The sequence below is a fragment of the Janthinobacterium sp. 75 genome, from assembly GCF_004365495.1.
In the GTDB taxonomy this organism is placed as follows: domain Bacteria; phylum Pseudomonadota; class Gammaproteobacteria; order Burkholderiales; family Burkholderiaceae_D; genus Janthinobacterium.
In genome coordinates, this window is sequence record NZ_SORD01000001.1 from 1,510,793 (window position 1) to 1,536,635 (window position 25,843).

The window sequence follows — 25,843 nt, forward strand, 5'->3', positions numbered from 1 at the left end:
CACTCCGCATAAAGTTGCAAGATATAGTATTCATTTTGAATAATATTTCCGCTAGGCTATCATTTGCGGCAATTTTTAGCGAGTCCCGCCAGATATTCTCATGCCATTATTCCGGCGCCCGGATATGCTCGACCAGCCCCATGCTGCGCCGACCCGGCGCCGGTGTCAGCCAGCTGACCAGGATGGCGGCGGCCAGGCCGGCAGGCACGCCGAAGATGCCGGCGGAAATGGGCGCGATATGCATCCATTGACCGCTGGCATTGCCACCCAGCATGGTGCTGGTGTGCAGCATGTAATACAGGCACACGCCAAAGCCGGCCAGCATGCCGGCCAGCGCCCCCTGGTAATTGGCGCGTTGCCAGAAGACACCCAGCACCAGCGGCGGGAACAGGGTCGAGGCGGCCAGGGAAAAGGCCACGCCCACCAGCGACAGGATGTCGGCCGGCTTTTGCGAGGCCGCATAGGCGGCGATGAAGGCCACGGCCAGCAGCAGCAATTTTGAAATCGTCACGCGCTTTTGCGTCGAGGCGCTGGGATCAACCACCTTGTAATAGATGTCGTGCGACAGGGCATTCGAAATGGCCAGCAGCAAGCCGTCCGCCGTCGACAGGGCGGCGGCCAGGCCGCCGGCCGCCACCAGGCCGGAAATCACGTAGGGCAGGCCGGCGATCTCGGGGGTGGCCAGCACCAGCACGTCGGCGTCGATGGAGATTTCCGCCAGTTGCACGATGCCGTCGCGGTTGACGTCGACGATGCTGATCAGGGGACTGAGCTTGTCCACATTGGCCCAGTACGACACCCATGTGGGCAGGTTCGTGTATTGCGTGCCTACCAGTGCCGAGTAAATATCGTACTTGACCAGTACGGCCAGCGCGGGAATTGTGAGATAGATCAGCAAGATGAAAAACAGGGCCCAGAAGACGGAGACACGTGTTTCGTGCACGGAGGGCGTGGTATAGGATCGCATCAGGATGTGCGGCAGGGCGGCCGTGCCCAGCATCATGCAAAACACGAGGGCCAGGAAATTGTTGCGCTTGATGTCGGACTGCTCGCGGTCGGCGGCGGGAAACGGCTGCGCGTGTGGAATGATCGGTTCGGCGCGTTTCTGGTTCTGCGTCTGCGCCGCCTGCCACAGCACGCGTGCCTCGTCCGGGCTCTTCGGATAGGCAATCAGGTAGCGCTCTGCGTTGCGGATATCGAACAGCGAGGTATTGCGCTGGCGCAAACTATCGAGCTGGCGCTGGGCCGCCAGCCGGCCTTGCTCCCAGGAAGCGGGCAAGCCGGCGATACGCTCCTGATAGCTTTGCGCGCGCTGGCGGAAGATGGCGCGCACTTCGTTTTCTTTCGGGTCCGTTTCCAGCACGTGTTCGCGCGCGCTCAGTTGCGGCAACACCTTGCCGTAGGCGATCTGCGGCACAGGGTTGTCCGCATGCTTGACCGACAGCCACATGGCGGGGATCAGAAAGGCGACCAGGATGATGATGTACTGCGCCACCTGCGTCCAGGTAATGGCGCGCATGCCGCCAAGAAAAGAGCAGACCAGGATGCTGGCCAGGCCCAGGAAGATGCCGACGGAAAAATCCACGCCCGTAAAGCGCGAGGCGATCAGGCCGACGGCGTAGATTTGCGCCACCACATACGTAAACGACACGATGATGGTGGCGGCCACGGCCACCACGCGCACGCTGGCCCCCCGTTTGTCGGCGCCGCTGCCGTAGCGGGCGGCGAGGAAGTCGGGAATCGTGTATTGGCTGAACTTGCGCAGGTAGGGGGCGATCAATAGCGCCACCAGGCAATAGCCGCCCGTCCAGCCCATGATGAAGGCCAGGCCGTCGAAGCCGTTCAGGTACAGGCCGCCGGCCAGACTGATGAAGCTGGCGGCCGAAATCCAGTCGGCGGCCGTGGCCATGCCGTTGAACATGGCCGGCACCCTGCGCCCTGCCACATAGTATTCGGTGACGTTCGAGGTGCGGCTGATGACGCCGATGGTGGCGTACAGGGTGATGGTGACGAGCATGAACAGGTAGCCGATCCAGGCGCGCGGCATGCCTTCCTGTTCCAGTACCGACAGGGCCAGCAGGAAGGCGGCGAAACCGGCGGTAAACAGCAGGTAGTAGCGGCACAGCCGCGCAAAGAAGCTGCGCTGGCCGCTCATGTTTGCTCCGTTGCATGAAAATCCCGGTCCAGGCGCCGCATGCGCCAGGCATAGAAGGCGATGATGGCCAGGTACACCAGCGAAGCGCCCTGGGCCGCCATATAGAAGGGCAGCGGCCAGCCGAACAGGTTCAGATGCAACAGTTCGCGCGCATAAAACACGGTCAGAAAGCCCGTCAGCAGCCAGATCAGCAGCAGGATGGCCGTCAGGCGCCGCGTCTTGTGCCAGTGCACAGCGAGGCGCGCCTGCAGCTCGGGGCTGGGCGTGCGCGCCGGCCGCAGCGGCGCCGCAGGAAGGCTGGGCTTATCCATACGTGATCTCATCCTCTTCGGGCGCGTCCGGCAACAGCAGGGCAATGCTCAGGCGTAACAAGGTGCCCGGTAGCTTCGGCGACTGCGCGCGCGGATTGTTAAAAATATCGACTTCGGCGCCATGCTGTTGAGCAATTTCGCGCACGATGGCCAGGCCCAGGCCGCTACCGTCGACGTTGCTGCCGAGAATGCGGTAAAAGCGTTCGAACACGTGGGCCCGCTCGGCCTGGGGGATGCCGGGACCCGTATCTTCCACCTCCAGGATGGCCAGTTCCAGGGTGCTGCGCACGCGCACCGTGACGCTGCCGCCGGACGGCGTGTAGCGCAGGGCATTGTCGATCAGATTACTCAGCAGTTCACGCAGCATCATGGCATTGCCGGAAATCATGATCGAATACGCAGGCTGTTCGAAACCCAGGTCGATATGCTGGGCAAACGAAGCTTGCACCCAGTCCTGCACCACGCCGCGTGCCAGTTCGCTCAGCTCGATCGGTTCGAACGCCGTACCCGCCTGCGGCTGGTTTTCCGCGCGCGCCAGTGCCAGCAGCTGGTTCACCAGGCGCGTGGCCGCTTCCGAGCTTTTCGCCAGTTGCAGCAGCGAGCGGTGAATTTCATCGTGGTCGGTCTGGCGCAGGGCCAGCTCGGATTGCATGCGCATGCCGGCCAGCGGCGTTTTCATCTGGTGCGCGGCATCGGCGATGAAGCGTTTCTGCATGTCGATCGACAGAGATAGCCGCGCCAGCATCTCGTTGAGCGAACCGACCAGCGGCGTGATTTCCTCGGGCACCTGGCCCGATTCGATGGGGGAGAGATCGTCGGGCGGCCGGGCGCGTATGCGTTCCTGCAATTGCGCCAGCGGCGACAGGCCGCGCGCCAGGGCAAACCAGACCAGGGCCAGGATCACGGGCAGGATGATGAACTGCGGCAAGATCACGCCCTTGATGATTTCATTGGCCAGTTGGGCCCGCTTTTCCAGCGTCTCGGCCACTTGTACCAGCATGCGGCGCGGTTCGTCGTCGGTGCTGTACGGCATGTCGAGATAGCTGAACGCCACGCGCACGGGCGTGCCATGGATGGTGTCGTTGCGAAACAGCACCATGCCGCTGCGGTATTTATCGGGATCCTGCGGCGGCGGCAAGTCGCGGTCGCCGTCGAGGTATTCGCCGTGCCCGCCCACCACCAGGTAATACAGGGTGTCGACATCGTCGCCGCGCAGGAAGTCGCGGCCCTTGCTGTTGCCGTTCTTGTCCGGCACGCGGCGCAGCATCGCGCCGTCGGCTTGCTTGACCTGCTGCGTCAGCACCGTCACGCTGTCTTCCAGCGCGTGGTCGAACGGTTGATTGGCGATGCCCTTGGCCACCAGATAGGTGATGGCGATGCTCATCGGCCACAGCAGCAGCAAGGGCGCCAGCATCCAGTCGAGGATTTCGCCGAACAGCGAATGTTCGATGGTGTCATCCTGCTCCGTGGTGGGCGGCTCGAACCAGTCGTCGTCGTCCGCCTCGTCCGCAGGCGCCTCGCGCGGCTTCACTTGCTGGCGGGGCCGCTGGCCGGGCCTGCCGACTCGCTCGCTTCGGCGTTCAGGCGCGCCGCTTCCGAGTATTTTTCCAGGCAATAGCCGAGACCGCGCACGGTGGCGATGCGCACGCCGCCCACCTCGATCTTCTTGCGCAGGCGGTGCACATACACTTCGATGGCGTTGTTCGATACCTCTTCGCCCCATTCGCACAGGTGGTCGACCAGTTGCTCTTTCGAGACGAGGCGGCCGGTGCGACCCAGCAGGATTTCCAGCAAGCCCAGTTCGCGCGCCGACAGGTCGAGCATCTGGTCGTTGATGTAGGCGCTGCGCCCCACCTGGTCGTAGCTGAGCGGGCCGTGCTTGATGACGGTGGCGCCGCCGCCAGCGCCGCGGCGCGTCAGGGCGCGCACTCTTGCCTCCAGTTCCGACAGCGCGAACGGCTTGGCCATATAATCATCGGCACCCAGGTCGAGGCCATTGACGCGTTGTTCGATGGAATCGGCGGCCGTCAGGATCAGCACCGGCAGCAGCGAGGCGCGCGCGCGCAGCCGGCGCAGCACTTCCAGGCCAGACATCTTCGGCAGGCCCAGGTCGAGGATCAGCAGGTCGAATTCCTGGGTGGACAGGGCCGTATCGGCCTCCTGGCCGGTCTTGACGTAGTCGATCGCATAACCGGACTGGCGCAGCGAGCGGGTCAGGCCATCGGCCAGCACGCTGTCATCTTCGGCAAGTAAAATACGCATGGTGAACTTCCTATGCTTGCAACATCAGGACATCTGAAGTCTGTATTGTGTTTCATTTTCCGCAAGGTGGATAGTTTTTGTGAAAAACCAGGGTTGTATTGATCTGTTTCAAAACAAATCCACGTTCCGCTTGCATTGATCACTGTTTTTTTATACAGTACTGTCTGTATAAAGAATTTAACCCACTGGCGCTATCGCAGGCTGCAGGATTCACGTGAATCTGCAACTGTAGAACGGCTGAAAGAACATATGGACGATAAAAAAGCTGTAGTACCCGCATCGGAAAAAGCCAAGGCGCTCGCCGCCGCACTGGCGCAGATCGAGAAGCAGTTTGGCAAAGGTTCGGTCATGCGCATGGATGCCAGCGCGGTGATCGAAGAAGTGCAAGTCGTGTCGACAGGTTCGCTCGGCCTCGATATCGCGCTGGGCGTTGGCGGCTTGCCGCGCGGCCGCGTGGTGGAAATCTACGGTCCGGAATCGTCAGGTAAAACCACGCTGACCCTGCAAACCATTGCTGAAATGCAAAAACTGGGTGGCACTTGCGCCTTTATCGATGCCGAGCACGCGCTCGACGTCGGTTACGCGCAAAAGCTGGGCGTGAACTTGCATGAATTGCTGATCTCGCAACCGGACACGGGCGAGCAGGCTCTGGAAATCTGCGACGCCCTCGTGCGTTCGGGTAGCGTCGACCTGGTCGTCATCGACTCCGTGGCAGCACTGACGCCACGCGCCGAGATCGAAGGCGACATGGGCGATTCCCTGCCAGGCTTGCAAGCGCGCTTGATGTCGCAAGCCCTGCGTAAATTGACCGGTTCCATCAACCGCACGAATACCCTGGTCATTTTCATCAACCAGATCCGCATGAAGATCGGCGTGATGTTCGGCAGTCCGGAAACGACCACTGGCGGCAACGCGCTGAAATTCTACGCCTCCGTGCGCCTCGATATCCGCCGCACCGGCTCGATCAAGTCGGGCGACGAAGTGATCGGCAACGAAACCAAGGTCAAGGTCGTCAAGAACAAGATCGCGCCACCGTTCAAGGAAGCGCACTTCGACATCCTGTACGGCGCCGGCACCTCGCGCGAAGGCGAAATCCTGGACCTGGGCTCGGATGCCAAGATCGTGGAAAAATCCGGTTCGTGGTACAGCTACAACGGCGAACGCATCGGCCAGGGCAAGGACAACGCCCGTGCCTTCCTGCAAGAGCGTCCGGCGCTGGCCCGCGAAATCGAAAACAAGGTCCGCGCCTCGCTGGGCGTGCGCGAACTGCCACCGCTGGCTGCTGAAAAGCCGGAAAAAGCGGATAAAGCCGCCGACAAGGCTGCCAAGGCTGCGGAAGCCAAGGCAGAGTAGGTCGGATTAGCGCGGCAAAGCCGCGCGTAATCCGACAACACCACAGACGTCAACAATGTTGTCGGATTACGGCCCAAGGGGCCTAATCCGACCTATGCATGGCTTGCCGCAAGGTAGGACCCTGATCGCCGTCCCGCGCTGTTGCGCCGGGCGGCGATTGTGTTTGGGTGCTGTGATCGTGGAATGAAAGACAAGGTGGGTGTATGGCTGCAGTACAACTAAGCCTGAAGGGCAGGGCGCTACGCTTTTTGTCGATGCGTGAACACAGCCGCATGGAATTGCGGCGCAAGCTGCAGCGGCATGCGCAGGAAGGCGACGATGTGGAAGCCTTGCTCGACAGCCTGGAACAGGCCAACTGGCTCTCGCAGGAGCGTTTTTCCGAATCGCTGATCCACCGCCGCTCGGCCCGTTTCGGCAATAGCCGCATCATGGCGGAATTGCAAAGCCATGGCATTGCCGGCGAGGCGCTGCAGGAACTCAAGGCGGGCCTGGCCGAAGGCGAGACCGCCCGCGCCTGCGAAGTATGGCGTCGCAAATTCGGTGAAGTGGCGCAGGATGCCGAACAGCGCAACAAGCAGGTACGCTTCCTGATGCAGCGCGGCTTTTCGCAGCGCGCCGTGCAGGTGGCCTTGAAGGGGCTGGAGCCCGAGGACGACTAGGCGGCGACTGGCGCGGTTCTGTCTGCTTCCACGCGCGCCTGTGTGTTGCCGGCATACCCGCCCAGGCCGCGCTGTGTTCCTTCTACAACAAGTCCGCACGATGTCCCGTTTGCTCGGGCAGGCGGGCCTTGCTGTTTGCCATTATTTTCTTTGCAAGGATCTTTCTTCGGTCATCGTCCTGTCAGACCGGCGGCAGATTGTTGCGCTGCACGTGGCGAGCGTTGCCAGCGCTGTGCGATATCGGTGCGGTGGTGGCAACTGGATGCGGTTCACGCTCCCAGGCGCGCATATCAATCATCACTGAATGTGATAACTACGTAAATTTTCATGTGTTCTCCTTATGCTTTGAAATGTTTTTATCGAAGCAATGAAAAATTATGTTGCGGCGCAACCAGCGCCCAATGTGCTACACTTTTAGGGTTTTTGCGGCGCCGCAGGTGCGGTTGCTGTTCGTAGAAGCTGCGAACGGCGTGCTTTATGCACATGGCTGCTTACTAAATTATGGCCGCGCAAGCGGCATCGGTCTTATGCCCCTGTCAACTCCTGTATCCCGGCGCGCCCTACGGCACTCCCGCGTTATCGACGTCCAAGCGTATGTGCGCGACGACGGCCTGTGGGATATTGACGCCCGAATTACCGATATCAAAAGCTATGACGCGATGCTGGCCTCCGGCCCCCGCCCCGCTGGCACTCCCCTGCATGACCTCCACTTGCGCATTACCGTCGATCACGAACTGACCATCGTCGAGGCCGAAGCTGCCTCCGATGCCGTGCCCTATCCCGGTTTTTGCGATACCATCGGCCCCGCTTACACGGCGCTGATCGGTTTGAATTTATTGAAGAATTTCCGCCGCGACTTGAAACAGCGCCTGGCGGGAATCGCCGGCTGTACCCATTTGACCGAACTGGCGCAAGTCTTGCCGACTGCGACGGTTCAGGCATTTGCCGGCGATGTCTGGTCGACCCGCGACGGTGAGAATGCTGATTTGCCGCATGAAAAGCCGTTTCAACTCGACAAATGCCACGCCCTGCGCACCGATGGCGGGGCGGTTGCACAGTATTACCCGCGCTGGGTAGCCAAAGCGTGACCCCGGCGCTGTTTTTCCTGTTTTTTTTGCACCACTAACCGTATTTTTACAAATCAGTATCAGAAGGGAAGCCAGCATGAAAATCCATGAGTATCAAGCCAAAGAAATCCTCCGGCAGTATGGAGTGACGGTACCACGCGGTATTCCGTGCATGTCCGTCGACGAAGCCGTCAAGGCTGCGGAAACCCTGGGCGGTCCGGTATGGGTCGTTAAGGCGCAGATCCACGCAGGTGGTCGCGGCAAGGGCGGCGGCGTGAAAGTGGCAAAATCGATCGAACAGGTCAAGCAATACGCTGACCAGATCATGGGCATGCAGCTGATCACGCACCAGACCAGCGCCGAAGGCCAAAAAGTCAACCGCCTGCTGGTGGAAGAAGGCGCCGACATCAAACAAGAACTGTACGTTTCGCTGGTCACCGACCGCGTCACCCAGAAAATCGTTCTGATGGCTTCGTCCGAAGGCGGCATGGACATCGAAGAAGTGGCCGAGAGCCACCCTGAGAAGATCCATCACGTCACCATCGATCCAGGCGTAGGCCTGACCGATGCCCAGGCAGACGACATCGCGACCAAAATCGGCGTGCCTGCCGGTTCCATCGCCGACGCCCGCGTCAACCTGCAAGGCTTGTACAAAGCATACTGGGAAACCGACTGCTCGCTGGCCGAAATCAATCCGCTGATCGTCACCGGCAGCGGCAAGGTCATCGCCCTGGACGCCAAGTTCAACTTTGACCCGAACGCCCTGTTCCGTCATCCGGAAATCGTCGCCCTGCGCGATCTGGACGAAGAAGATCCAGCTGAAATCGAAGCGTCGAAATTCGACCTGGCTTACATTTCGCTCGACGGCAACATCGGTTGCCTGGTGAACGGCGCCGGCCTGGCCATGGCCACCATGGACACCATCAAGCTGTTCGGCGGCGAGCCAGCCAACTTCCTGGACGTCGGCGGCGGCGCCACGGCAGAAAAAGTGACCGAAGCGTTCAAGATCATGCTGAAAAACCCAGGCCTGAAAGCCATCCTGGTGAACATTTTCGGCGGCATCATGCGTTGCGACGTGATCGCTGAAGGCGTCATCGCCGCGGTGAAAGCCGTCTCGCTGAACGTACCGCTGGTCGTGCGCATGAAGGGCACCAACGAAGACCTGGGCAAAAAGATGCTGGCCGATTCCGGTCTGCCTATCATCGCAGCCGACACCATGGAAGATGCAGCAAAGAGCGTCGTTGCCGCCGCTGCTGGTCAAGCTTAATTAAGGAATCAACATGTCCATTCTGATCAATAAAGATACCAAAGTCGTAACCCAAGGGATCACCGGCAAGACCGGCCAGTTCCACACCCGCGGTTGCCGCGACTACGCGAACGGCAAAGCTGCCTTCGTGGCAGGCGTGAACCCGAAGAAAGCCGGCGAAGACTTCGAAGGCATTCCAATTTTCGCTAACGTCACCGAAGCGAAAAAAGAAACCGGCGCCAACGTGTCCGTGATCTACGTGCCGCCAGCAGGCGCGGCAGCGGCGATCTGGGAAGCTGTTGAAGCTGAAATGGATCTGGCCATTTGCATCACCGAAGGCATTCCTGTGCGTGACATGATGGCCCTGAAAGACCGCATGGCTAAAGCCAACAGCAAAACCTTGCTGCTGGGCCCTAACTGCCCAGGCTTGATCACGCCAGATGAAATCAAGATCGGCATCATGCCAGGCCACATCCATAAAAAAGGCCGCATCGGCGTGGTATCGCGTTCGGGTACCCTGACCTATGAAGCAGTGGGTCAGCTGACCGCACTGGGCCTGGGCCAATCGTCGGCAGTCGGCATCGGCGGCGACCCTATCAACGGTCTGAAGCACATCGACATCATGAAGATGTTCAATGATGATCCAGATACCGACGCGGTCATCATGATCGGCGAAATCGGCGGTCCGGACGAAGCCAACGCTGCGTATTGGATCAAAGACAACATGAAAAAACCGGTCGTTGGCTTCATCGCTGGCGTGACCGCTCCTCCAGGCAAGCGCATGGGCCACGCTGGCGCGCTGATCTCGGGCGGTGCCGATACGGCACAAGCCAAGCTGGAAATCATGGAAGCTTGCGGCATCACCGTGACCAAAAACCCGTCGGAAATGGCGCGTCTGCTGAAAGCCATGCTGTAATTCCAGCCTGGTTCACGCAGTACAAAAAAGGAGCTTCGGCTCCTTTTTTTTTGTCCGCAAGACAGGCCGCTTCCCGGCCTGGGCCGACGGCGCTGGTCCGAACCTGCCCAAAAGTGTCGCTTTTCTTTCCACGTGTACCGCCGCTGCCCGGGCGCGCTGCTGGCATGGCGCTTGCACCGTGCACGGCACGAGCATGTGGACAATGGGAGGAGACGATGCGCGCGCAGAGCGGATTTACCCTGATAGAGCTGATGATCGTGGTGGCTATCGCCGGCATCCTGGCGGCCGTGGCCATTCCCCAGTACGGCGACTATACGATGCGGGCCAAGGTCAGCAACGTGCTGGCGGCCGCTGCGCCCCTGAAGACAGCCGTGGCCCTGTGCGTGCAGGAAAACGGCGGCTTGGCGACCGCTTGCAGCACTCCCACCGAAGCCGTGCCCAGCGCCATCCCCGTGTTTAGCCCGACGCGCGAAGTGTCCGGCGCCAAGGTCGACAAGGGCAATATCGCGCTGACCCTGGCGGGCGATCTGGGCAGCGGCATGGGCGGCCAGACGGTGACCATGGAGTTGCAGCTCGGTAGCAGCAGCCTGAGCTGGTTCAACAGCACCAGCGTGACGAATGCGGCGGCCAGGGAAGCCATCACCCGGAACAATATTCCCAAGGTGGTGGCGACCCAGTGAGCGTCGCCTGCCGCGCCAGTGTCAGACGATTTTTTGCCGGTCCGCGATCAGCGCTTCATAAGTCAGGTTTTGCAGCAGGGTGTAGTGTGTGGGTTCCAGGTCGATGAATTGCACGCCATACGTATAGATTTCGGCGACGTCGGTCGCATGGCCATTCGATGGCTTGCCCACGCTGACGTTCTGGATGCGCGCGCGCGTGTTGACGCGCATCTGATGCTTGTTCGGCTGCACCAGCAGGGTAAAGCTGAGCGCTACACCCTCGTCGTCTGGCGTGAGCATGCTGGGCGCCTCGATCAGTGCCCCTGAGACGCTGAGGTTGACGATGAAGACGGGCACGGGCGCCACGTCGCGGTAACTCAGCTGCGCCGGAATGTCCACTTTCACGCGCATGGCCGTGCGCAGGCTGGTGCCCTGGATGGCGTCGGGAAAGCTCAGGTGCACATAATTGAGGGGGCGACCGAAGATGCGCAGCACGCTGCAGGCAAACGAACACACGGTGACCCCGGAAAACACGCGGATGGTCAGCTTGTCGCCCTCGTTGAGCACGATGGCGGCGCCGTTTTCCATGGGAATCTTGACGATCAGGTACTCGTCTTTCACGTAGCCGATCAGTGTCGAGAAATGCTGGATGGGCTTGATGGTGCGGTGCGTGATGAACTGGATGCGTCCCCCCACCTGCAGATTCATCGCCTCGAATTCGAAGTCCTGGAGCTTGCTTTCCGCGGTGGGCTTGTTGCTTGTCATGCGATACTCATCTTGATATTGTCGGTTCGCAGTATGCATGATTTCTTGATGAAAAAGCACTTATATCAATGAAATTCAACTTGGCATTGAAAAATGCCACGCACGCATGCCGGGGCGTGATTCTGCCTTTACAATTACGTCAATATTGATGAATGTGAATCTTATGGCACGCAGCTATTTCTGGACGATGTTGTTGTTGATCCTGCATCAGGTCGATGCTGCCTACTGGCGCGAATGGGAAATGTTCCATGTGCCGGGCGGCATCCAGGGTTTCCTGGTATTTAATCTGGCAGCGATTGCCCTGGTGGTGGCCGGTTACCGGCATGTGCTGCTGAGCACCACACGGGCGGGTCTGTATGCGGGCGTGTGCGCCGCGCTGGGCGTGGGCACGTGTCTGATCCATGCCGGCTTCGCGCTGGCGGGGCTGGAGCAATTCCACCTGCCCCTGTCCGTGGCCATCATCGTGCTGTGCCTGGCCAGTGCCGTCTGGCTGCTGTGCGACTTGCGCCGCGTCCAGGGCCAGCTGGCGCGCCAGGCGGCATAATTACACCTCCGCGTGCCAATCGCCCGACTTGCCGCCATGCTTTTCCAGCACGCGCACATTGGTCATGACCATGCCCCGGTCGACGGCCTTGCACATATCATAAATTGTCAGCAAGCCGATTTGCACGGCAGTGAGCGCTTCCATTTCCACGCCCGTCTTGCCGGTGGTATCGACTTGGGCGCGGCAGTGCACGCTGTTGGCCGCTACCTCCACTTCGAAGTCGACGGTGACGCGCGTCAATGCCAGCGGGTGGCACAGGGGAATCAGATCGCTGGTGCGCTTGGCGCCCATGATGGCGGCGATACGGGCGATGCCCAGCACGTCGCCTTTCTTGGCGTTGCCGGAAATAATCAATGCCAGGGTGGCGGGCTGCATGCGGATGGTGCCGGCGGCCACTGCGCTGCGGCGCGTGTCTTCCTTGGCACCCACGTCCACCATATGGGCCTGGCCCGTGGCGTCGAAATGGGTCAATTCCCCGGTGGGGGCTTGCTTGTCTGCTGTTGTCATGGCGTCAAAATAGGTGAGGAGTGGAGATGCGGCACGCCGGGCCACGACGTCATGCCACTGGCGTGGCGCATGCTTGTCGCGTGGGAATGGGCGCCGCTAACAAGGTATGATAGCACCCGTGAATTCAAAAACTACCCTTCCGATCGTACTTGAAAACGCCGGTGCGGCATGGTTGCGCGGCTCCCGGCGCGCATCCGCGCTGGCTGCATTGTGGCTGGCGGCGCCGTTTGCGCTGGCGCAGACCTATACGTCCGCGCCGACGGCGCCGGCCCCCAGTGTGGCGGCCAAGACGGCCGGCAGCTGGACGCCGCTGGCCGTGCCGCCAGCGCCGAACTTGCCGAACCTGGGCGATACCTCGCGCGATGACCTGTCGCCGGCGATGGAGCGCAAGATCGGCGAGGAAATCATGCGCGGCATCCGCGGCGACCGCGACTACCTCGACGACGCTCCCTTGCTGGAATACCTGAATACCTTTGGCAACGCCCTCGTGGCGGCGCGACCCAGCGTGCGCGGGGAAACAAATTACGACTATTTCTTCTTTGCCGTGCGTGATCCCCAATTGAACGCGTTTGCCTTGCCCGGCGGCTTCATCGGCGTCCATTCGGCGCTGGTGCTGGCGGCGCAAACGGAGGCGGAACTGGCATCCGTGCTGTCGCACGAGATCGGCCACGTGGCGCAGCGCCATATCGCACGCATGCTGGGCCAGCAGCGCCAGGATGCCTTGATGCCGCTGGCGGCCATGCTGCTGGCGGCGCTGGCATCGCGCGCGGGCGGCGATGTGGCGCTGGGCGTGTTTGCCGCCGGCCAGGGCCTGGCCATCCAGCGCCAGCTCAATTTTGGCCGCGACGCCGAACGCGAGGCGGACCGCATCGGTTTCCAGATCATGGGCGAAGCCGGCTTCGACACCACCGGCATGGTGGCCTTCTTCGGCCGCATGCAGGCGGCCAGCCGTTCGTACAGCGACCTGATGCCCGCCTATCTGCAGACCCACCCGCTGACGACGGAGCGCATCGCCGACATCCAGGCGCGCATCCGCGAGCAGCCTTACAAGCAGCGTCCTGACAGCCTGAGTTTTCACCTGGCCCGCGCCCGCGCCCGCGTGCTGCAGGATGAAAGCGTGCAAGGGTTGTTGAATGCCAAGGCGGTGTTCAAGACGCAGCTGGAGCAGCAAAGCCGCTTCCAGGTGGTGGCCGCCCATTACGGCTTGTCCTTTGTCGCCGTCAAGCAGGGCAAGCCGGCCGAGGCGCAGAAGGAACTCGACGCGGCCAATGCCGCCCTGCACCGGCCGGCCGGGCCGAATGTGTTTACTTCGGGTGGCACGCAGGGTCCCAATTCGCTGCTGGCGGCGATGGCGCTGGAAGTGCTGCTGATGCCGGCGCAGAAGAAGGAGGTGGCGCAGCAAGCCCTGAAGGCGGCCGATGCGGCGCGCCAGCAGTTTCCCCTCTCGCGTGGCATTGCCCACCAGTATGCGGAAGCGTTGATGGCTGCCAGCAAGCTGGAGCAGGCTACCTTGTACCTGCGCGACCAAGTGCAGCTCTATAAGGAAGAGCCGGAACTGTATGACTTATTGGCGAAATCGTATGCGGACCAGGGCAAGATGACTTTGCAGCACATGGCGCTGGCCGAATCCTACGTGCTGCAGGGCGCCACCATGGCCGCGCTGGACCAGCTGACGATCGCCCGTAAATCGACGGACGCGACTTTCTATGACCAGGCCGTGATCGATGCGCGCGAGCGTGAACTGCAGGAAAAGCGCCGTGAACAGATCAAGGACCAGAAGGGCTAGTGCTTATTCGGCTTGCGGCGCGCGCTGGAAGCCGAAGGTTTGCGGCACGCTGGCGTAGGCCAGCGGCTGCACGGCAATCTCCTTGCCGTCATGCAACAACACCAGGTTTCCCTGAGCATTTTCCAGCCAGGCCAGCAGGGCCTCGTCTCTAGCTACCTGTCCGTCGACGCGCAGCGATGGCAGCACATGCGCCATGTCGCGGTCATCGACCTGCGCCACGCTGTCGCCCTGGCGCAGGATCAGCGCGCCGTTGTCGCACAGATAGGCGGCATCGATGGCCGCCAGCGGCGCGCCTGTCTGCAGGATGAAACCGTGCTGCGGATCGCTGCGGGCGATGTACGGCGTCGCTTCCAGGTTCAGGTAGACGCGCTGCGGGCCATTCTGGAAAAACCAGCAGCCGCGTTCGTCATGGTCGTAATTACGGTTGATAAATCCCAACAGGGCCACGTGGGCGATCTTGTCGCCGGGCAGTTGTTGCTGTTGCGCCTGCTGGTCGCGCATGCGCCAGTTGCCGCGGGCATCGAGGCCCAGCCAACCGTAGCAGTGGGGCACGTTGGGCCATTTGGCCAGCGCCTGTTTGACGAGTTCATCCATGTGTAGCGTTTTCCGTGTGCGTTTGCGAGCTAGCAGCGTGACAGCTTTGTGGTGCCGATGGCGCCGTGTTGCCGCCTTCAAAAAAATGCATCAAGCGCTGCGGCAGCCAGCGTGTACTTCCCGGCAACTTGCCTGCGGCAAAGCCGACATGGCCGCCGTGGCGGGGATACTCGAGCATGACCTGCGGCGCTGCTCGGCGCGGCAAGTAGCGCCCGGGCAGGAAGGGATCATTTTGCGCATTCAGCACCAGGGTCGGCACGGTGATGTCCTGCAAGACGTGCTTGGCGCTGGCGCGGTGCCAGTAATCGTCGGCGTCGCGGTAGCCATGCAGGGGCGCCGTGACGACATTGTCGAAGGCGTGCAAGTCGCGCGCGGCCAGCATGGCATCGCGCGCAAACAGGCCGGGAAACTGCTCCAGCTTGGCCAGGCATTTGGGCTTGAGCGTGTTCAGGAACATGCGCGTGTAGAGCCGGTTGGCGCCCGAAGACAGGGCCTTGCCCCCTTGCGCCAGATCAAGGGGGGCGGACACGGCTGCGGCCGCATCGATGAAATCGGCCTGGTGCTGCGACTGGCCCAGCCAGCACAGCAGGGCGTTGCCGCCCAGGGACACGCCTGCCGCGTAAAACTTGCCTGTCGCGCGCGGGCGCAGGCGCTGCACGATCCAGTCCACTTCCTGCGCATCGCCCGAGTGGTAAAAGCGGGGTGCCAGGTTGGCTACGCCCGAGCAGCCGCGGAAATGCGGCACGGCGCCCGACCAGCCGCGCGCCGCCACCTCGGCCATCAGGGCGCGCGCGTAGTGGCTGCTTGATGAACCTTCCAGCCCATGGAACAGCACCACGAAGGGCTGGCCCGGCTGGCCGTCGACCAGGTCGACGTCGACGAAATCGCCATCGGGCGCTTGCCAGCGTTCGCGGCGGAAGGCCACGGCCGGCTTGGCGAGACACACGGCCGGGTAAATCGTCTGCGCGTGGCCGCCAGGTAGCCAGAGTGGCGCGGTATAGGACAAAGGGAAAGTCATCAGTGCAGGATCTGCGCTCCCGTGGCGTCGGCCGGCGCACCGCCGGGGGCAACGGAGGCGTGGTGCAGGACGATGCGCCAGCCGCGCGGCGTTTTCACGTACACGTTCGTGGCCAGCAGGTGCGCCGGACCGCCTTCCTCCTGGGTGACGCCTTCGACCACAGTGTGCACGGAGCTCATCAGATTGTGCGTTTCATGCAGCTGCGTGGGCACGATGTGCAGGCCGCCGCCCGCCAAAATGGTTTCCCACGAGGCGCGGATGGCGGCATGGCCGATCAGGCGCGCGCCGCCCGGGTGGATGCAGACGACCTCTTCATCGTCGGCCCACAGCGCCATCAGCGCTTCGAGGTCGGCGCGGTGCAAGGCATCGTAGAACGCCGCTTCGACTTCGGCGGCGCTGCCATTGAGTTCTTTCAGACGTTTCATGACGACTCCGGCTTGAGCGGTATACAAGACACTCAGAGGTGCAAATGAAAACGGCGCGCTGGAGGCGCGCCGCTGGGCAGTTTAATGATGGCCGGCGCTGGCGCCTTCCTTCAGGGTATACGCCGTGCCGCAGTAGGGGCACTTGGCGATACCGTCCTTGTTGAATTCCAGAAACACGCGCGGATGCGACGACCACAGCGGCATGGCCGGGTTAGGGCAGTGGGCTGGCAAGTCTTTACCGTCAAGTTCGACCGCTGGCTGGGTGGTTTTTGTCATCTTGTCATGCTCCGTGAGGCTGTATGGATGGAAGTCGGCTGCTGCCAAAAGTACGATTTTAACGGATTCAGGCAGACAGCAAAAATCATGGCTAAAATGGCGGCTCGATTATCTGCGGCTGCGGCGCGGTTTTTTTGTGGAAATATGGCAGCTGCAGCGCCACACTGACTGGATTTGCCTTGCTGGTATCACCGTTGCGTAGCACTACTGCGCGCACCACTGTTGTGCAGTTACCACACTCCGTCTGCCGGAGTCCCGCGTGAGCGCCGTCATGGCCGACAAGGACGACGGCCTGCTGAAGGATGCCTGGCGCGCCGGCCTGAAACTGGGTGCGCCCAGCATGCTGGGCATTGCCGCCTGGGGCATGGTGGTGGGCGTGGCCATGGTGAAAAGCGGCTTGACGGTGACGCAGGCGGTGGCGATGACCCTGTTTGTTTTTGCCGGCTCGGCCCAGCTCGCCTCCCTGCCCCTGCTGGCCGCGCACGCGCCCGTGTGGGTGATCTTCGCCACGGCCCTCGTTGTCAATTTGCGTTTTGTTATCTTTTCCGTGTTGCTCGCGCCCCATTTCGCCCATCTGCCGTGGCGCCAGCGCTTTGCGCTCGGCTATGTGGCGGGCGACATCACCGTGGGCCTGTTCCTGCAGCGCTACCCCCATGAAACGCCGGATCCGGCCAAGCTGCCCTTCCTCAAGGGGCTGGTTTACCCCAACTGGCTTGCCTGGCAAATCGGTTCCTTCATCGGCATCTTGCTGGGCGCTGTCGTGCCGGTCGAATGGGGGCTGGGTTTTGCGGGCACCCTGGCGATCCTGTGCGTGACGGTGCCGCTGATCCTCAGCCGCGCCGCCCTGTGCGGCGTGCTGGTGGCGGGCACGGTGGCCGTGCTGGCCTTCAGCCTGCCGTATAAACTGGGCTTGCTGCTGGCCGTGCTGGTGGGCATGGTCAGCGCCATGGCCGTGGAAGAATTGACAGAAAAATGGACAAAACGCCATGTTTGACGGCATAGACTGGGGCAGGAGCGACGTGTGGATCGCCATCGCCGTGCTGGTGGTGGCCACGGCCGCCACGCGCAGCACCTTCTGGCTGATCGGCCATCACATCAGCATTCCGCGCCGCGTGGGCGAGATGCTGCGCTATGCGCCGGCCTGCGCGCTGGCGGCCATCATCGCGCCCGATCTGCTGATGGAAGGGCAGCAAGTACACTTTGAATTATCGAATTTGAAACTCTTGTCGGGTATTGCCGCCACGCTCTTTTTTGTGATCCGCCGCAATATGCTGCAAACCATCGTGTTTGGCATGCTGGTTTTCACGGGCTTGCGACTGTTGCATGTTTTTCAGTAAAGCAGGACAAATCGGGGATGTGCGCTGGGCATTGCGGTAAAATAGCGCACTTCCTTCCACTCGTCATCTGGATCGCCATGTCAGCTGTTCTCAACTTCATCCGTCTGCAAGATTTGATCGACCAAAATGCACTGCAAGGCAAGCGCGTGTTTATCCGCGCCGACCTGAACGTCCCGCAAGATGACAGTGGCAAGATCACCGAAGACACGCGCATCCGCGCCTCGGTGCCGGCCATCCGCGCCGCCCTCGACGCTGGCGCCTTTGTCATGGTGACGTCGCACCTGGGACGTCCGACGGAAGGCGAGTTCAAACCGGCTGACAGCCTGGCGCCAGTGGCTGCCCGCCTGTCCGAGCTGCTGGGCCAGGAAGTCGCACTGAAACAAGACTGGGTCGATGGCGCCGGCCTGGAAAACACGGTTGCCGGCCAGGTGGTCCTGCTGGAAAACGTGCGCGTGAACAAGGGCGAAAAGAAAAACAGCGATGAGCTGGCGCAAAAAATGGCCAAGCTGTGCGATATCTACGTCAATGACGCGTTCGGCACGGCCCACCGCGCGGAAGCATCCACGCATGGCATCGCCAAGTTTGCCCCCATCGCCTGCGCCGGACCTCTGCTGGCCGCCGAACTCGATGCGCTGGGCAAAGCTTTGCACGCACCTGCCCGTCCCTTGCTGGCAATTGTTGCTGGTTCGAAAGTATCGAGCAAGCTGACCATCCTGAAAGCCCTGTCCGACAAGGTCGATAATCTGATCGTCGGCGGCGGCATCGCCAACACCTTCATGAAAGCCGTCGGCTTGAACGTGGGCAAGTCGCTGGTGGAAGCGGAGCTCGTCGAAGAAGCCAAGGCCATCATCGAGATCATGGCCAAGCGCGGCGCGCAAGTGCCGATTCCTGTCGATGTCGTGTGCGCCAAGGAGTTTTCGCCTACGGCCGCTGCCACCGTCAAGGACGTGGCCGATGTGGCGGACGACGACATGATCCTCGATATTGGCCCGAAAACGGCCGCCTTGCTGGCACAGCAGATCGCCGCCGCCGGCACCATCGTGTGGAACGGTCCCGTGGGCGTGTTCGAATTCGACCAGTTCGGCAACGGCACCAAGACCCTGGCGCTGGCCATTGCCGAATCGAAAGCATTTTCCATCGCTGGCGGTGGCGACACCCTCGCGGCGATTGCCAAATACGACATTACCGATAAAATCAGCTATATCTCGACGGGCGGCGGCGCTTTCCTGGAGTTCCTGGAAGGCAAGACTTTGCCGGCCGTGGAAATTCTCATGCAGCGCGCTGCTTAATTCGGCAGCAGTCAGCATTTCAGTACCAAGCGCAGCCTGACCGCTGCGCTTTTACCTTGCCGGGCGGCGCAGCCGCCAGGTCTTGCTCAGCTAGCGTCTTGTTGGCGCACAAGGATTCCTATGCCACGCGGTACAAAAATCGTAGCAACAATCGGCCCCGCCTCCACCGACTTCGACATCCTGGTGAAGATGATACGTGCGGGTGTCGACGTGGTGCGTTTGAATTTTTCCCACGGCAAGGCGCAAGACCATATCGACCGCGCCGCACTGGTGCGCCTGGCGGCGGCCGAATGCGGCCGCGAAGTGGCCATCATGGCCGACATGCAAGGGCCGAAGATTCGTGTCGGCAAGTTTGAAAACACGCGCATCGAGCTCGAAGCGGGCGAACGCTTCATTCTCGACGCCAAGTGGGGCGAAAATGGCGAACTGGGCAACCAGGAACGGGTAGGTCTCGATTACAAGGCCCTGCCGCGCGACTTGCACAAGGGTGACGTGCTGCTGCTGAACGACGGCCTCATCGTGCTGATCGTCGAACGCATCCACGGCAGCGAAATCCACACCACCGTCAAGATCGGCGGCGAGTTGTCGAACAACAAGGGTATCAACCGCCAGGGTGGCGGCCTGTCAGCGCCCGCGCTGACGGCCAAGGATATGGAGGATATCAAGACGGCCATGAGTTTCCAGGCCGACTATTTGGCAATTTCCTTCCCGAAATGCGCAACCGACATGGAAATGGCGCGCCAGCTGGCCAATATCGCCGGCGAACCGTACCACCACAAGCCGATGATGATCGCCAAGATCGAGCGTGCCGAAGCCATTCCTGCACTGCAAGAGATTCTCGACGCGTCCGACGGCATCATGGTGGCGCGTGGCGACCTGGCCGTCGAGGTGGGCAACGCGGCCGTGCCGGCCCTGCAAAAGCGCATGATCAAGATGGCGCGCGCGTCGAACAAACTGGCCATTACTGCCACGCAGATGATGGAATCGATGATTGTCAACGCCGTGCCGACCCGCGCCGAAGTGTCCGACGTGGCCAATGCCGTGCTCGATGGCACGGACGCCGTCATGACGTCGGCCGAGACGGCGTCGGGCAAGTACCCGATCGAGACGGTGGAAATGATGGCCGCCATCTGCGTCGAGGCGGAACAGTCCGAATACAACAAGCTCGATGCCGATTTCCTCAACGTCACATTTACCCGCATCGACCAGTCGATCGCGTATGGCGCCCTGTTCACGGCCCATCACTTGCGCGTCAAAGCCATCGTGGCGCTGACGGAATCCGGTTCCACCGCCTTGTGGATGAGCCGCCACAGCATCGACACGCCGATCTACGCGCTCACACCCAGTGTCACCACTTTGCGCAAAGCCGCACTGTACCGCAATGTTCGGGCGTATCATCTGATGCAGAACGCCCCCAGCGCGCAAGTGCTGAAGCAGGCGGAAGAGCTGCTGGTGGCGCAGGGCATTGTCAGGAAGGGCGACATGATCGTCGTCACCTGGGGCGAGCCGATGGGCCAGGTGGGCGGCACGAATGCATTGAAGATTGTGACAGTCGGCGAGTTTGAATAAAGGCCCAAGAATTCAGGCGCCGGCGCGGTTATCGACCGCGAAGCGCCGCAACAGTTTCTATTGTTCTCTGGAGTATTACCATGTCTCTCGTATCCATGCGTCAACTGCTGGACCATGCCGCCGAAAACGGTTATGGCATTCCTGCTTTCAACGTCAATAACCTGGAGCAAGTGCAAGCCATCATGGCTGCCGCCGATGCGCTCAACAGCCCGGTGATCATGCAGGCGTCTGCTGGCGCGCGCAAGTACGCCGGTGAAGCCTTCCTGCGCCACCTGATCGACGCCGCCGTCGAAGCGTATCCGCACATTCCCGTCGTCATGCACCAGGATCACGGCCAGTCGCCGGCTGTCTGCATGGCCGCCATCCGCTCGGGCTTCACGTCCGTGATGATGGACGGCTCGCTGGAAGCGGATGGCAAGTCGGTTGCTTCCTACGAATACAACGTGGAAGTATCGCGTGAAGTGGTGAAATTCTCGCACGCCATTGGCGTGACGGTGGAAGCGGAACTGGGTGTGCTCGGTTCGCTGGAAACCATGAAGGGCGACAAGGAAGACGGCCACGGCGCCGACGGCACGATGACCCGCGAGCAACTGCTGACGGACGTGGCGCAAGCGGCCGACTTCGTGCAGCGCACCCAGTGCGACGCCCTGGCGATCGCCATCGGCACCTCGCACGGCGCGTACAAATTCACGCGCAAGCCGACGGGCGACATCCTGGCCATCGACCGCATCAAGGAAATCCACGCGCGCATTCCGAACACCCACCTGGTGATGCACGGTTCCTCGTCGGTGCCGCAGGAATTGCTGGCCATCATCCGCGAATTCGGCGGCGACATGAAGGAAACCTACGGCGTGCCAGTGGAAGAAATCCAGGAAGGCATCCGTCACGGCGTGCGCAAGATCAACATCGACACCGACATCCGCCTGGCGATGACGGCCGCGATCCGCAAGTACCTGTTTGAAAACCCATCGAAATTCGACCCGCGCGACTTCCTGAAGCCAGCCCGCACCGCTGCCGAGCAAATCGTGCGCGCGCGCATGCAGGCCTTCGGCTGCGAAGGCCAGGCGTCGAAGATCAAGGTCATCACGATGGAAAAAATGGCCGAGCGCTACAAGGCCGGCGAGCTGTCGCAAATTGTGAAGTAAAATTCTGTCTGGAACGGGCCGGAAGCAATGCTCCGTGCCCGATTTTCTCGACCGGCGGGCATCCCCCGTCTGCCGGTTTCGTTTCATCCAACTATTCCCCCGCTATGAACAGCCTCTATCAGACTTCCATCCACTCCCTGCCATTGCTGGGCCACGGCAAGGTCCGCGACAATTACGCCGTCGGCGACGACAAGATCCTGATCGTCACCACGGACCGCCTGTCGGCCTTCGATGTCGTCATGAACGAGCCTATCCCCGGCAAGGGCAAGGTCCTCAACCAGATGAGCGACTTCTGGTTCGAGAAACTGGGCCATATCGTGCCGAACCACCTGACCGGCGTGGCGCCGGAATCCGTGGTGGCAGCAGATGAAGTGGAGCAAGTCAAAGGCCGCGCCGTGGTGGCCAAGCGCTTGAAGCCCATCATGGTCGAGGCGGTCGTGCGCGGCTACATCATCGGTTCGGGCTGGAAGGATTACCAGGACACGGGCAGCATCTGCGGCATTCAATTGCCAGCGGGCCTGCAACAGGCGGAAAAACTGCCGGAACCGATTTTCACACCGGCGGCCAAGGCCGAGCTGGGCGAGCATGACGAAAACATCAGCTTTGCGGAAATGGAACAGCGCATCGGTGCCGACCTGGCCGCCAAGATGCGCGATGTCGCCATTGCCCTGTACAAGACTGCCGCCGAGTACGCAGCCACGCGCGGCATCATCATTGCCGACACCAAATTCGAATTCGGCCTGGACGACAATGGCGTGATGCATTTGATGGATGAAGTGCTGACGGCCGACTCGTCGCGTTTCTGGCCTGCCGATTCCTACCAGCCTGGCATCTCGCCGCCGTCATTCGACAAGCAATTCGTGCGTGATTACCTGGAAACGTTGACTTGGGGCAAGACCGCGCCGGCGCCTGCGCTGCCGGCCGATGTCATTGAAAAAACCCAGGCCAAGTACTTCGAAGCCATCGAACGCCTGACGGGCGAGAAGCTGAAGGCCTGAGATGAGTGAGCACAAGTTGAACCCCAAGCCGCTGGTTGGCGTCATCATGGGCTCGTCCTCGGACTGGGAAGTGATGCAGAATGCGGTTGCCATCCTGAAACAGTTTGGCGTGCCGTACGAGGCGCAAGTCATTTCCGCCCACCGCATGCCCGACGAGATGTATGCGTACGCGAAAAGCGCGCGCGCGCGCGGCTTGCGCGCCATCATCGCCGGCGCCGGTGGCGCGGCCCACCTGCCTGGCATGGTGGCGGCGATGACCATCGTGCCCGTGCTGGGCGTGCCCGTGCCGTCGAAATACCTGCGCGGCGAAGATTCCATGCTGTCCATCCTGCAAATGCCCAAGGGCGTTCCGGTAGCCACCTTCGCCATCGGCGAAGCGGGCGCGGCGAATGCAGCGCTGACGGCGGTGGCGATGCTTGCCGCCAATGACGACGCCCTGGCCGACCAGCTGGAAGCCTTCCGTGCCACGCAAACGGCCGCCGCCAAGGCCATGGTCTTGCCTGAATAATGTGTTTGAAAAATAATGAATAGTAAATCGACTTCCCCATTGCTGCCTGCCGCCAACCCACCGGCGTGGCTGGGCGTGATGGGCGGCGGCCAGCTCGGCCGCATGTTTGCCCAGGCCGCCCAGAGCATGGGCTATCAGGTTGCGGTACTGGAACCGTCCGATGCCTGCCCCGCGGGGCAGGTGGCGCAGCGTCTGGTCAATGCCGGCTACAGCGACCTTGACGGTCTCGACGCGCTGGCGGGGCAATGCCTGGCCGTCACCACGGAATTCGAGAACGTGCCGGCCGACAGCCTGTCGCGCCTGGCCGAGCGGGTCTTCGTGGCACCGAATGCGCATGGCGTGTCGGTGGCGCAAGACCGCATCGCGGAAAAGCGTTTCTTTGTCGACTGCGCGGACAAGTCCGGCGTGTTGCCGGCGCCGCACATGGTGATTGCCACGCAGCACGATATCGATGCCATCCCCGACGACTTGCTGCCGGGCATACTGAAAACCGTACGCATGGGCTATGACGGCAAGGGCCAGTTCCGCGTGCGCACGCGCGACGAGGTGCGCGCCGCCTTTGCCGAAATGGGCGAGGTAACTTGCTTGCTGGAGAAAATGCTGCCGCTGGCGTACGAAGTGTCCGTGCTGACGGCGCGCGGCGTGGACGGCGTATCGGTCGTGTATCCGATCGCCGAAAACGTGCACCGCGATGGCGTCTTGTTTACGACCACCGTGCCGGGGCCGAACGTGTCGGACGACTGCGCCGCCAGGGCGCAGCGGGCGGCGCAAGCCATGGTCGCGGAACTCGGCTATGTCGGCGTGCTGTGCATCGAATTTTTTGTGCTCACCGACGGCAGCCTGGTGGTCAATGAAATGGCGCCGCGTCCGCACAACAGCGGCCATTACACGATGGATGCCTGTGTCACCAGCCAGTTCGCGCAGCAGGTGCGGGCCATGGCGCGCTTGCCGCTGGGCGACGTGCGCCAGCATTCGCCGGCCGTGATGCTCAATATCCTGGGCGATGTCTGGTTTGCCGACGGCAGCGAGCTTGCCAGCGAACCGGCGTGGGACCAGGTGCTGGCGCTGCCGGGCGCCTGTTTACATCTGTATGGCAAGGACGATCCGCGCCGCGGGCGCAAGATGGGCCACCTGACCTTCATCGCGTCCAGCCTGCAAGAGGCGCAGCAGCGCCTGCGCGACGCTTGCCTGATCCTGGGAATCGCGCCGTGACCTTGCCCGCACAAGACCTGGCTGCGGCCGCCGCCGTGCTGGAAGCGGGCGGCCTCGTCGCTTTCCCGACAGAAACGGTATATGGCCTGGGCGCCGATGCGGAAAACCCGGCCGCCGTGGCGCGCATTTACGAAGCCAAGGGTCGTCCATCGGACCACCCCGTGATCGTGCATGTGGCGCCCGGTGCCGACTTGGCGCACTGGTCCGATGACATTCCGGTCGAGGCGGAACAGCTGGTGGCCGCTTTCTGGCCCGGTCCGCTGACCCTGATCGTCAAGCGCGCCGCGCATATCCCGGACGCCGTTTCCGGTGGCCAGGATACGGTGGGCTTGCGCTGCCCGTCGCACCCGGTGGCAATTGCCTTGCTACGCAGCTTCAAGGGGGGCAAGGGCGGCCTGGCGGCGCCGTCGGCGAACAAATTCGGCAATGTCAGCCCCACCACGGCGCAACACGTGCGCGATGAATTCGCGGTAGAACTCGACAGCGGCTTGCTGGGCCTCGTCCTCGATGGCGGGCAGAGCGACGTGGGCATCGAGTCGACCATCGTCGACCTGTCGCGCCTGGCCACGCACGGTCCCGTACTCTTGCGTCCCGGCCATATCAGCAGCGAGCAGATCGCCGCCGTCATCGGCCGCGCACCAGCCATGGCCGACGCCGCTGCGCCGCGTGCCTCGGGCACCCTGGAATCGCATTACGCGCCACATACGCCTGTTGCGATGCAGCACAGCGACGACGTGCGCGCCACCTTGAACCGCCTGCTCAATGACGGACGCCGCGTGGCCCTGATCCATTACTCGGATCTGCCGCCGGCCAGCGCCAGCGTACGCCTGGTAGCCAGCCCGGAAAATTACGCACATGCGCTGTATGCCTCGCTGCGCACGATGGACCAGGTCGGCGCTGAGCTGATACTCGTCGAAGCACCGCCCACCGGCCCCGAGTGGTTGGGCGTGAATGACCGTTTGCGGCGTGCCGCGTTCGGCTCAAGTGGTATCTTGCAGCAGTTTCTGTCCGCATGATGAAAAGCCCCGCAAGGGGCTTTTTCTTGATGCAGCGCAATAGCGATGCTTGCCACGAAACATCTTAAATCCCCCATAATTCATGCAATCACCCTGTCGTGACAGGGCGCTGCCAGTGTTGTTATTTCGTTGATTTTTAAAACATATTTTCTATACAAGCCTGAGGAACGATGGCATATTAGTTGGGTAGCGAATAGCACGCCCGTTCGTTTAGAAACCAGAAAAA

Annotated in this window: 27 protein-coding genes; 17 read left to right on the plus strand and 10 right to left on the minus strand. The window is 61.8% G+C overall.

The window, feature by feature from the left end:
• Positions 1–106: 106 nt before the first annotated feature.
• The 4 genes from C8C89_RS06920 to C8C89_RS06935 are packed head-to-tail and all read right to left on the minus strand — an operon-like array spanning position 107 to position 4,728.
• Positions 107–2,155, minus strand: coding sequence for a sodium:solute symporter family protein (locus C8C89_RS06920; protein WP_133989206.1), 2,049 nt, complete (start codon positions 2,153–2,155; stop codon positions 107–109).
• Positions 2,152–2,466, minus strand: a complete 315-nt coding sequence (locus tag C8C89_RS06925; protein ID WP_101482942.1) for a DUF4212 domain-containing protein — start codon at positions 2,464–2,466, stop codon at positions 2,152–2,154. Before C8C89_RS06925 ends, C8C89_RS06920 begins: the two co-directional genes overlap by 4 nt.
• Positions 2,459–3,997: a sensor histidine kinase gene (locus C8C89_RS06930; protein WP_243857925.1), complete on the minus strand. Its 1,539-nt coding sequence runs from the start codon at positions 3,995–3,997 to the stop codon at positions 2,459–2,461. Before C8C89_RS06930 ends, C8C89_RS06925 begins: the two co-directional genes overlap by 8 nt.
• Positions 3,994–4,728, minus strand: coding sequence for a response regulator transcription factor (locus tag C8C89_RS06935; RefSeq protein ID WP_133989207.1), 735 nt, complete (start codon positions 4,726–4,728; stop codon positions 3,994–3,996). Before C8C89_RS06935 ends, C8C89_RS06930 begins: the two co-directional genes overlap by 4 nt.
• Positions 4,729–4,977: 249 nt before the next feature.
• On the opposite strand from C8C89_RS06935, the gene recA reads away from it, so the two are divergent.
• The 6 genes from recA (at position 4,978) to C8C89_RS06965 (ending at position 10,649) form a co-directional block, all read left to right on the plus strand.
• A complete protein-coding gene (gene recA, locus C8C89_RS06940; RefSeq protein WP_101482941.1) occupies positions 4,978–6,081 on the plus strand; it encodes a recombinase RecA in 1,104 nt (367 codons plus the stop codon).
• 203 nt (positions 6,082–6,284) lie between these two features.
• The gene (gene recX / locus C8C89_RS06945) at positions 6,285–6,740 is read left to right on the plus strand and encodes a recombination regulator RecX (protein ID WP_101482940.1); all 456 of its coding nucleotides are present in this window, start codon (positions 6,285–6,287) and stop codon (positions 6,738–6,740) included.
• 527 nt (positions 6,741–7,267) lie between these two features.
• Positions 7,268–7,828, plus strand: coding sequence for a DUF2889 domain-containing protein (locus C8C89_RS06950; RefSeq protein WP_101484746.1), 561 nt, complete (start codon positions 7,268–7,270; stop codon positions 7,826–7,828).
• 76 nt (positions 7,829–7,904) lie between these two features.
• Entirely contained in the window at positions 7,905–9,074 is a 1,170-nt protein-coding gene (gene sucC / locus C8C89_RS06955) for an ADP-forming succinate--CoA ligase subunit beta (RefSeq protein ID WP_101482939.1), read from the plus strand.
• Between the two features lie 13 nt (positions 9,075–9,087).
• Entirely contained in the window at positions 9,088–9,969 is an 882-nt protein-coding gene (sucD, locus tag C8C89_RS06960) for a succinate--CoA ligase subunit alpha (protein WP_034746085.1), read from the plus strand.
• Positions 9,970–10,184: 215 nt separating this feature from the next.
• Positions 10,185–10,649 (plus strand): pilin, encoded by a 465-nt coding sequence (locus tag C8C89_RS06965; protein WP_101482938.1) that lies wholly within the window; start codon positions 10,185–10,187, stop codon positions 10,647–10,649.
• 21 nt (positions 10,650–10,670) lie between these two features.
• Here the strand turns inward: C8C89_RS06965 and C8C89_RS06970 are convergent, their stop codons facing one another.
• On the minus strand, positions 10,671–11,393 hold the full coding sequence (locus tag C8C89_RS06970) for a flagellar brake protein (RefSeq protein WP_101482937.1): 723 nt from the start codon (positions 11,391–11,393) through the stop codon (positions 10,671–10,673).
• A gap of 148 nt (positions 11,394–11,541) precedes the next feature.
• Here C8C89_RS06970 and C8C89_RS06975 point away from each other — a divergent pair, with 148 nt between their 5' ends.
• Complete coding sequence (locus C8C89_RS06975; RefSeq protein ID WP_208327679.1) at positions 11,542–11,937, plus strand: DUF6713 family protein; 396 nt, start codon at positions 11,542–11,544, stop codon at positions 11,935–11,937.
• Here the strand turns inward: C8C89_RS06975 and moaC are convergent, their stop codons facing one another.
• Complete coding sequence (moaC, locus tag C8C89_RS06980; protein WP_101482935.1) at positions 11,938–12,444, minus strand: cyclic pyranopterin monophosphate synthase MoaC; 507 nt, start codon at positions 12,442–12,444, stop codon at positions 11,938–11,940. It abuts the gene before it with no gap.
• Between the two features lie 277 nt (positions 12,445–12,721).
• Here moaC and C8C89_RS06985 point away from each other — a divergent pair, with 277 nt between their 5' ends.
• A complete protein-coding gene (locus C8C89_RS06985) occupies positions 12,722–14,230 on the plus strand; it encodes a M48 family metalloprotease (RefSeq protein WP_243858260.1) in 1,509 nt (502 codons plus the stop codon).
• Positions 14,231–14,233: 3 nt separating this feature from the next.
• Here the strand turns inward: C8C89_RS06985 and C8C89_RS06990 are convergent, their stop codons facing one another.
• The 4 genes from C8C89_RS06990 to C8C89_RS07005 form a co-directional block, all read right to left on the minus strand.
• Positions 14,234–14,824 (minus strand): DUF2946 family protein, encoded by a 591-nt coding sequence (locus C8C89_RS06990; RefSeq protein ID WP_133989208.1) that lies wholly within the window; start codon positions 14,822–14,824, stop codon positions 14,234–14,236.
• Complete coding sequence (locus tag C8C89_RS06995; RefSeq protein WP_133993194.1) at positions 14,817–15,830, minus strand: alpha/beta fold hydrolase; 1,014 nt, start codon at positions 15,828–15,830, stop codon at positions 14,817–14,819. Before C8C89_RS06995 ends, C8C89_RS06990 begins: the two co-directional genes overlap by 8 nt.
• Positions 15,831–15,841: 11 nt before the next feature.
• Positions 15,842–16,267: a nuclear transport factor 2 family protein gene (locus C8C89_RS07000; protein ID WP_101482932.1), complete on the minus strand. Its 426-nt coding sequence runs from the start codon at positions 16,265–16,267 to the stop codon at positions 15,842–15,844.
• A gap of 81 nt (positions 16,268–16,348) precedes the next feature.
• Positions 16,349–16,543 (minus strand): zinc-finger domain-containing protein, encoded by a 195-nt coding sequence (locus tag C8C89_RS07005; protein WP_070220739.1) that lies wholly within the window; start codon positions 16,541–16,543, stop codon positions 16,349–16,351.
• 271 nt (positions 16,544–16,814) lie between these two features.
• Between C8C89_RS07005 and C8C89_RS07010 the strand changes: the two genes are divergently transcribed.
• The 9 genes from C8C89_RS07010 (at position 16,815) to C8C89_RS07050 (ending at position 25,617) form a co-directional block, all read left to right on the plus strand.
• Positions 16,815–17,537: an AzlC family ABC transporter permease gene (locus C8C89_RS07010; RefSeq protein WP_101484744.1), complete on the plus strand. Its 723-nt coding sequence runs from the start codon at positions 16,815–16,817 to the stop codon at positions 17,535–17,537.
• Complete coding sequence (locus tag C8C89_RS07015; RefSeq protein ID WP_133989209.1) at positions 17,530–17,880, plus strand: AzlD domain-containing protein; 351 nt, start codon at positions 17,530–17,532, stop codon at positions 17,878–17,880. Before C8C89_RS07010 ends, C8C89_RS07015 begins: the two co-directional genes overlap by 8 nt.
• A gap of 77 nt (positions 17,881–17,957) precedes the next feature.
• The gene (locus C8C89_RS07020) at positions 17,958–19,169 is read left to right on the plus strand and encodes a phosphoglycerate kinase (protein ID WP_133989210.1); all 1,212 of its coding nucleotides are present in this window, start codon (positions 17,958–17,960) and stop codon (positions 19,167–19,169) included.
• 120 nt (positions 19,170–19,289) lie between these two features.
• Positions 19,290–20,738, plus strand: coding sequence for a pyruvate kinase (gene pyk, locus C8C89_RS07025; RefSeq protein ID WP_101482929.1), 1,449 nt, complete (start codon positions 19,290–19,292; stop codon positions 20,736–20,738).
• Positions 20,739–20,818: 80 nt separating this feature from the next.
• Positions 20,819–21,883: a class II fructose-bisphosphate aldolase gene (gene fba, locus C8C89_RS07030; protein ID WP_010401625.1), complete on the plus strand. Its 1,065-nt coding sequence runs from the start codon at positions 20,819–20,821 to the stop codon at positions 21,881–21,883.
• Between the two features lie 104 nt (positions 21,884–21,987).
• Positions 21,988–22,881, plus strand: coding sequence for a phosphoribosylaminoimidazolesuccinocarboxamide synthase (locus C8C89_RS07035; RefSeq protein ID WP_101482928.1), 894 nt, complete (start codon positions 21,988–21,990; stop codon positions 22,879–22,881).
• A 1-nt stretch (position 22,882) separates the two neighbouring features.
• Positions 22,883–23,389 (plus strand): 5-(carboxyamino)imidazole ribonucleotide mutase, encoded by a 507-nt coding sequence (purE, locus tag C8C89_RS07040; protein WP_101482927.1) that lies wholly within the window; start codon positions 22,883–22,885, stop codon positions 23,387–23,389.
• A gap of 15 nt (positions 23,390–23,404) precedes the next feature.
• Positions 23,405–24,601 (plus strand): 5-(carboxyamino)imidazole ribonucleotide synthase, encoded by a 1,197-nt coding sequence (locus C8C89_RS07045; protein WP_101482926.1) that lies wholly within the window; start codon positions 23,405–23,407, stop codon positions 24,599–24,601.
• Entirely contained in the window at positions 24,598–25,617 is a 1,020-nt protein-coding gene (locus C8C89_RS07050) for an L-threonylcarbamoyladenylate synthase (RefSeq protein ID WP_101482925.1), read from the plus strand. Before C8C89_RS07045 ends, C8C89_RS07050 begins: the two co-directional genes overlap by 4 nt.
• The last annotated feature ends 226 nt before the right edge of the window (positions 25,618–25,843 follow it).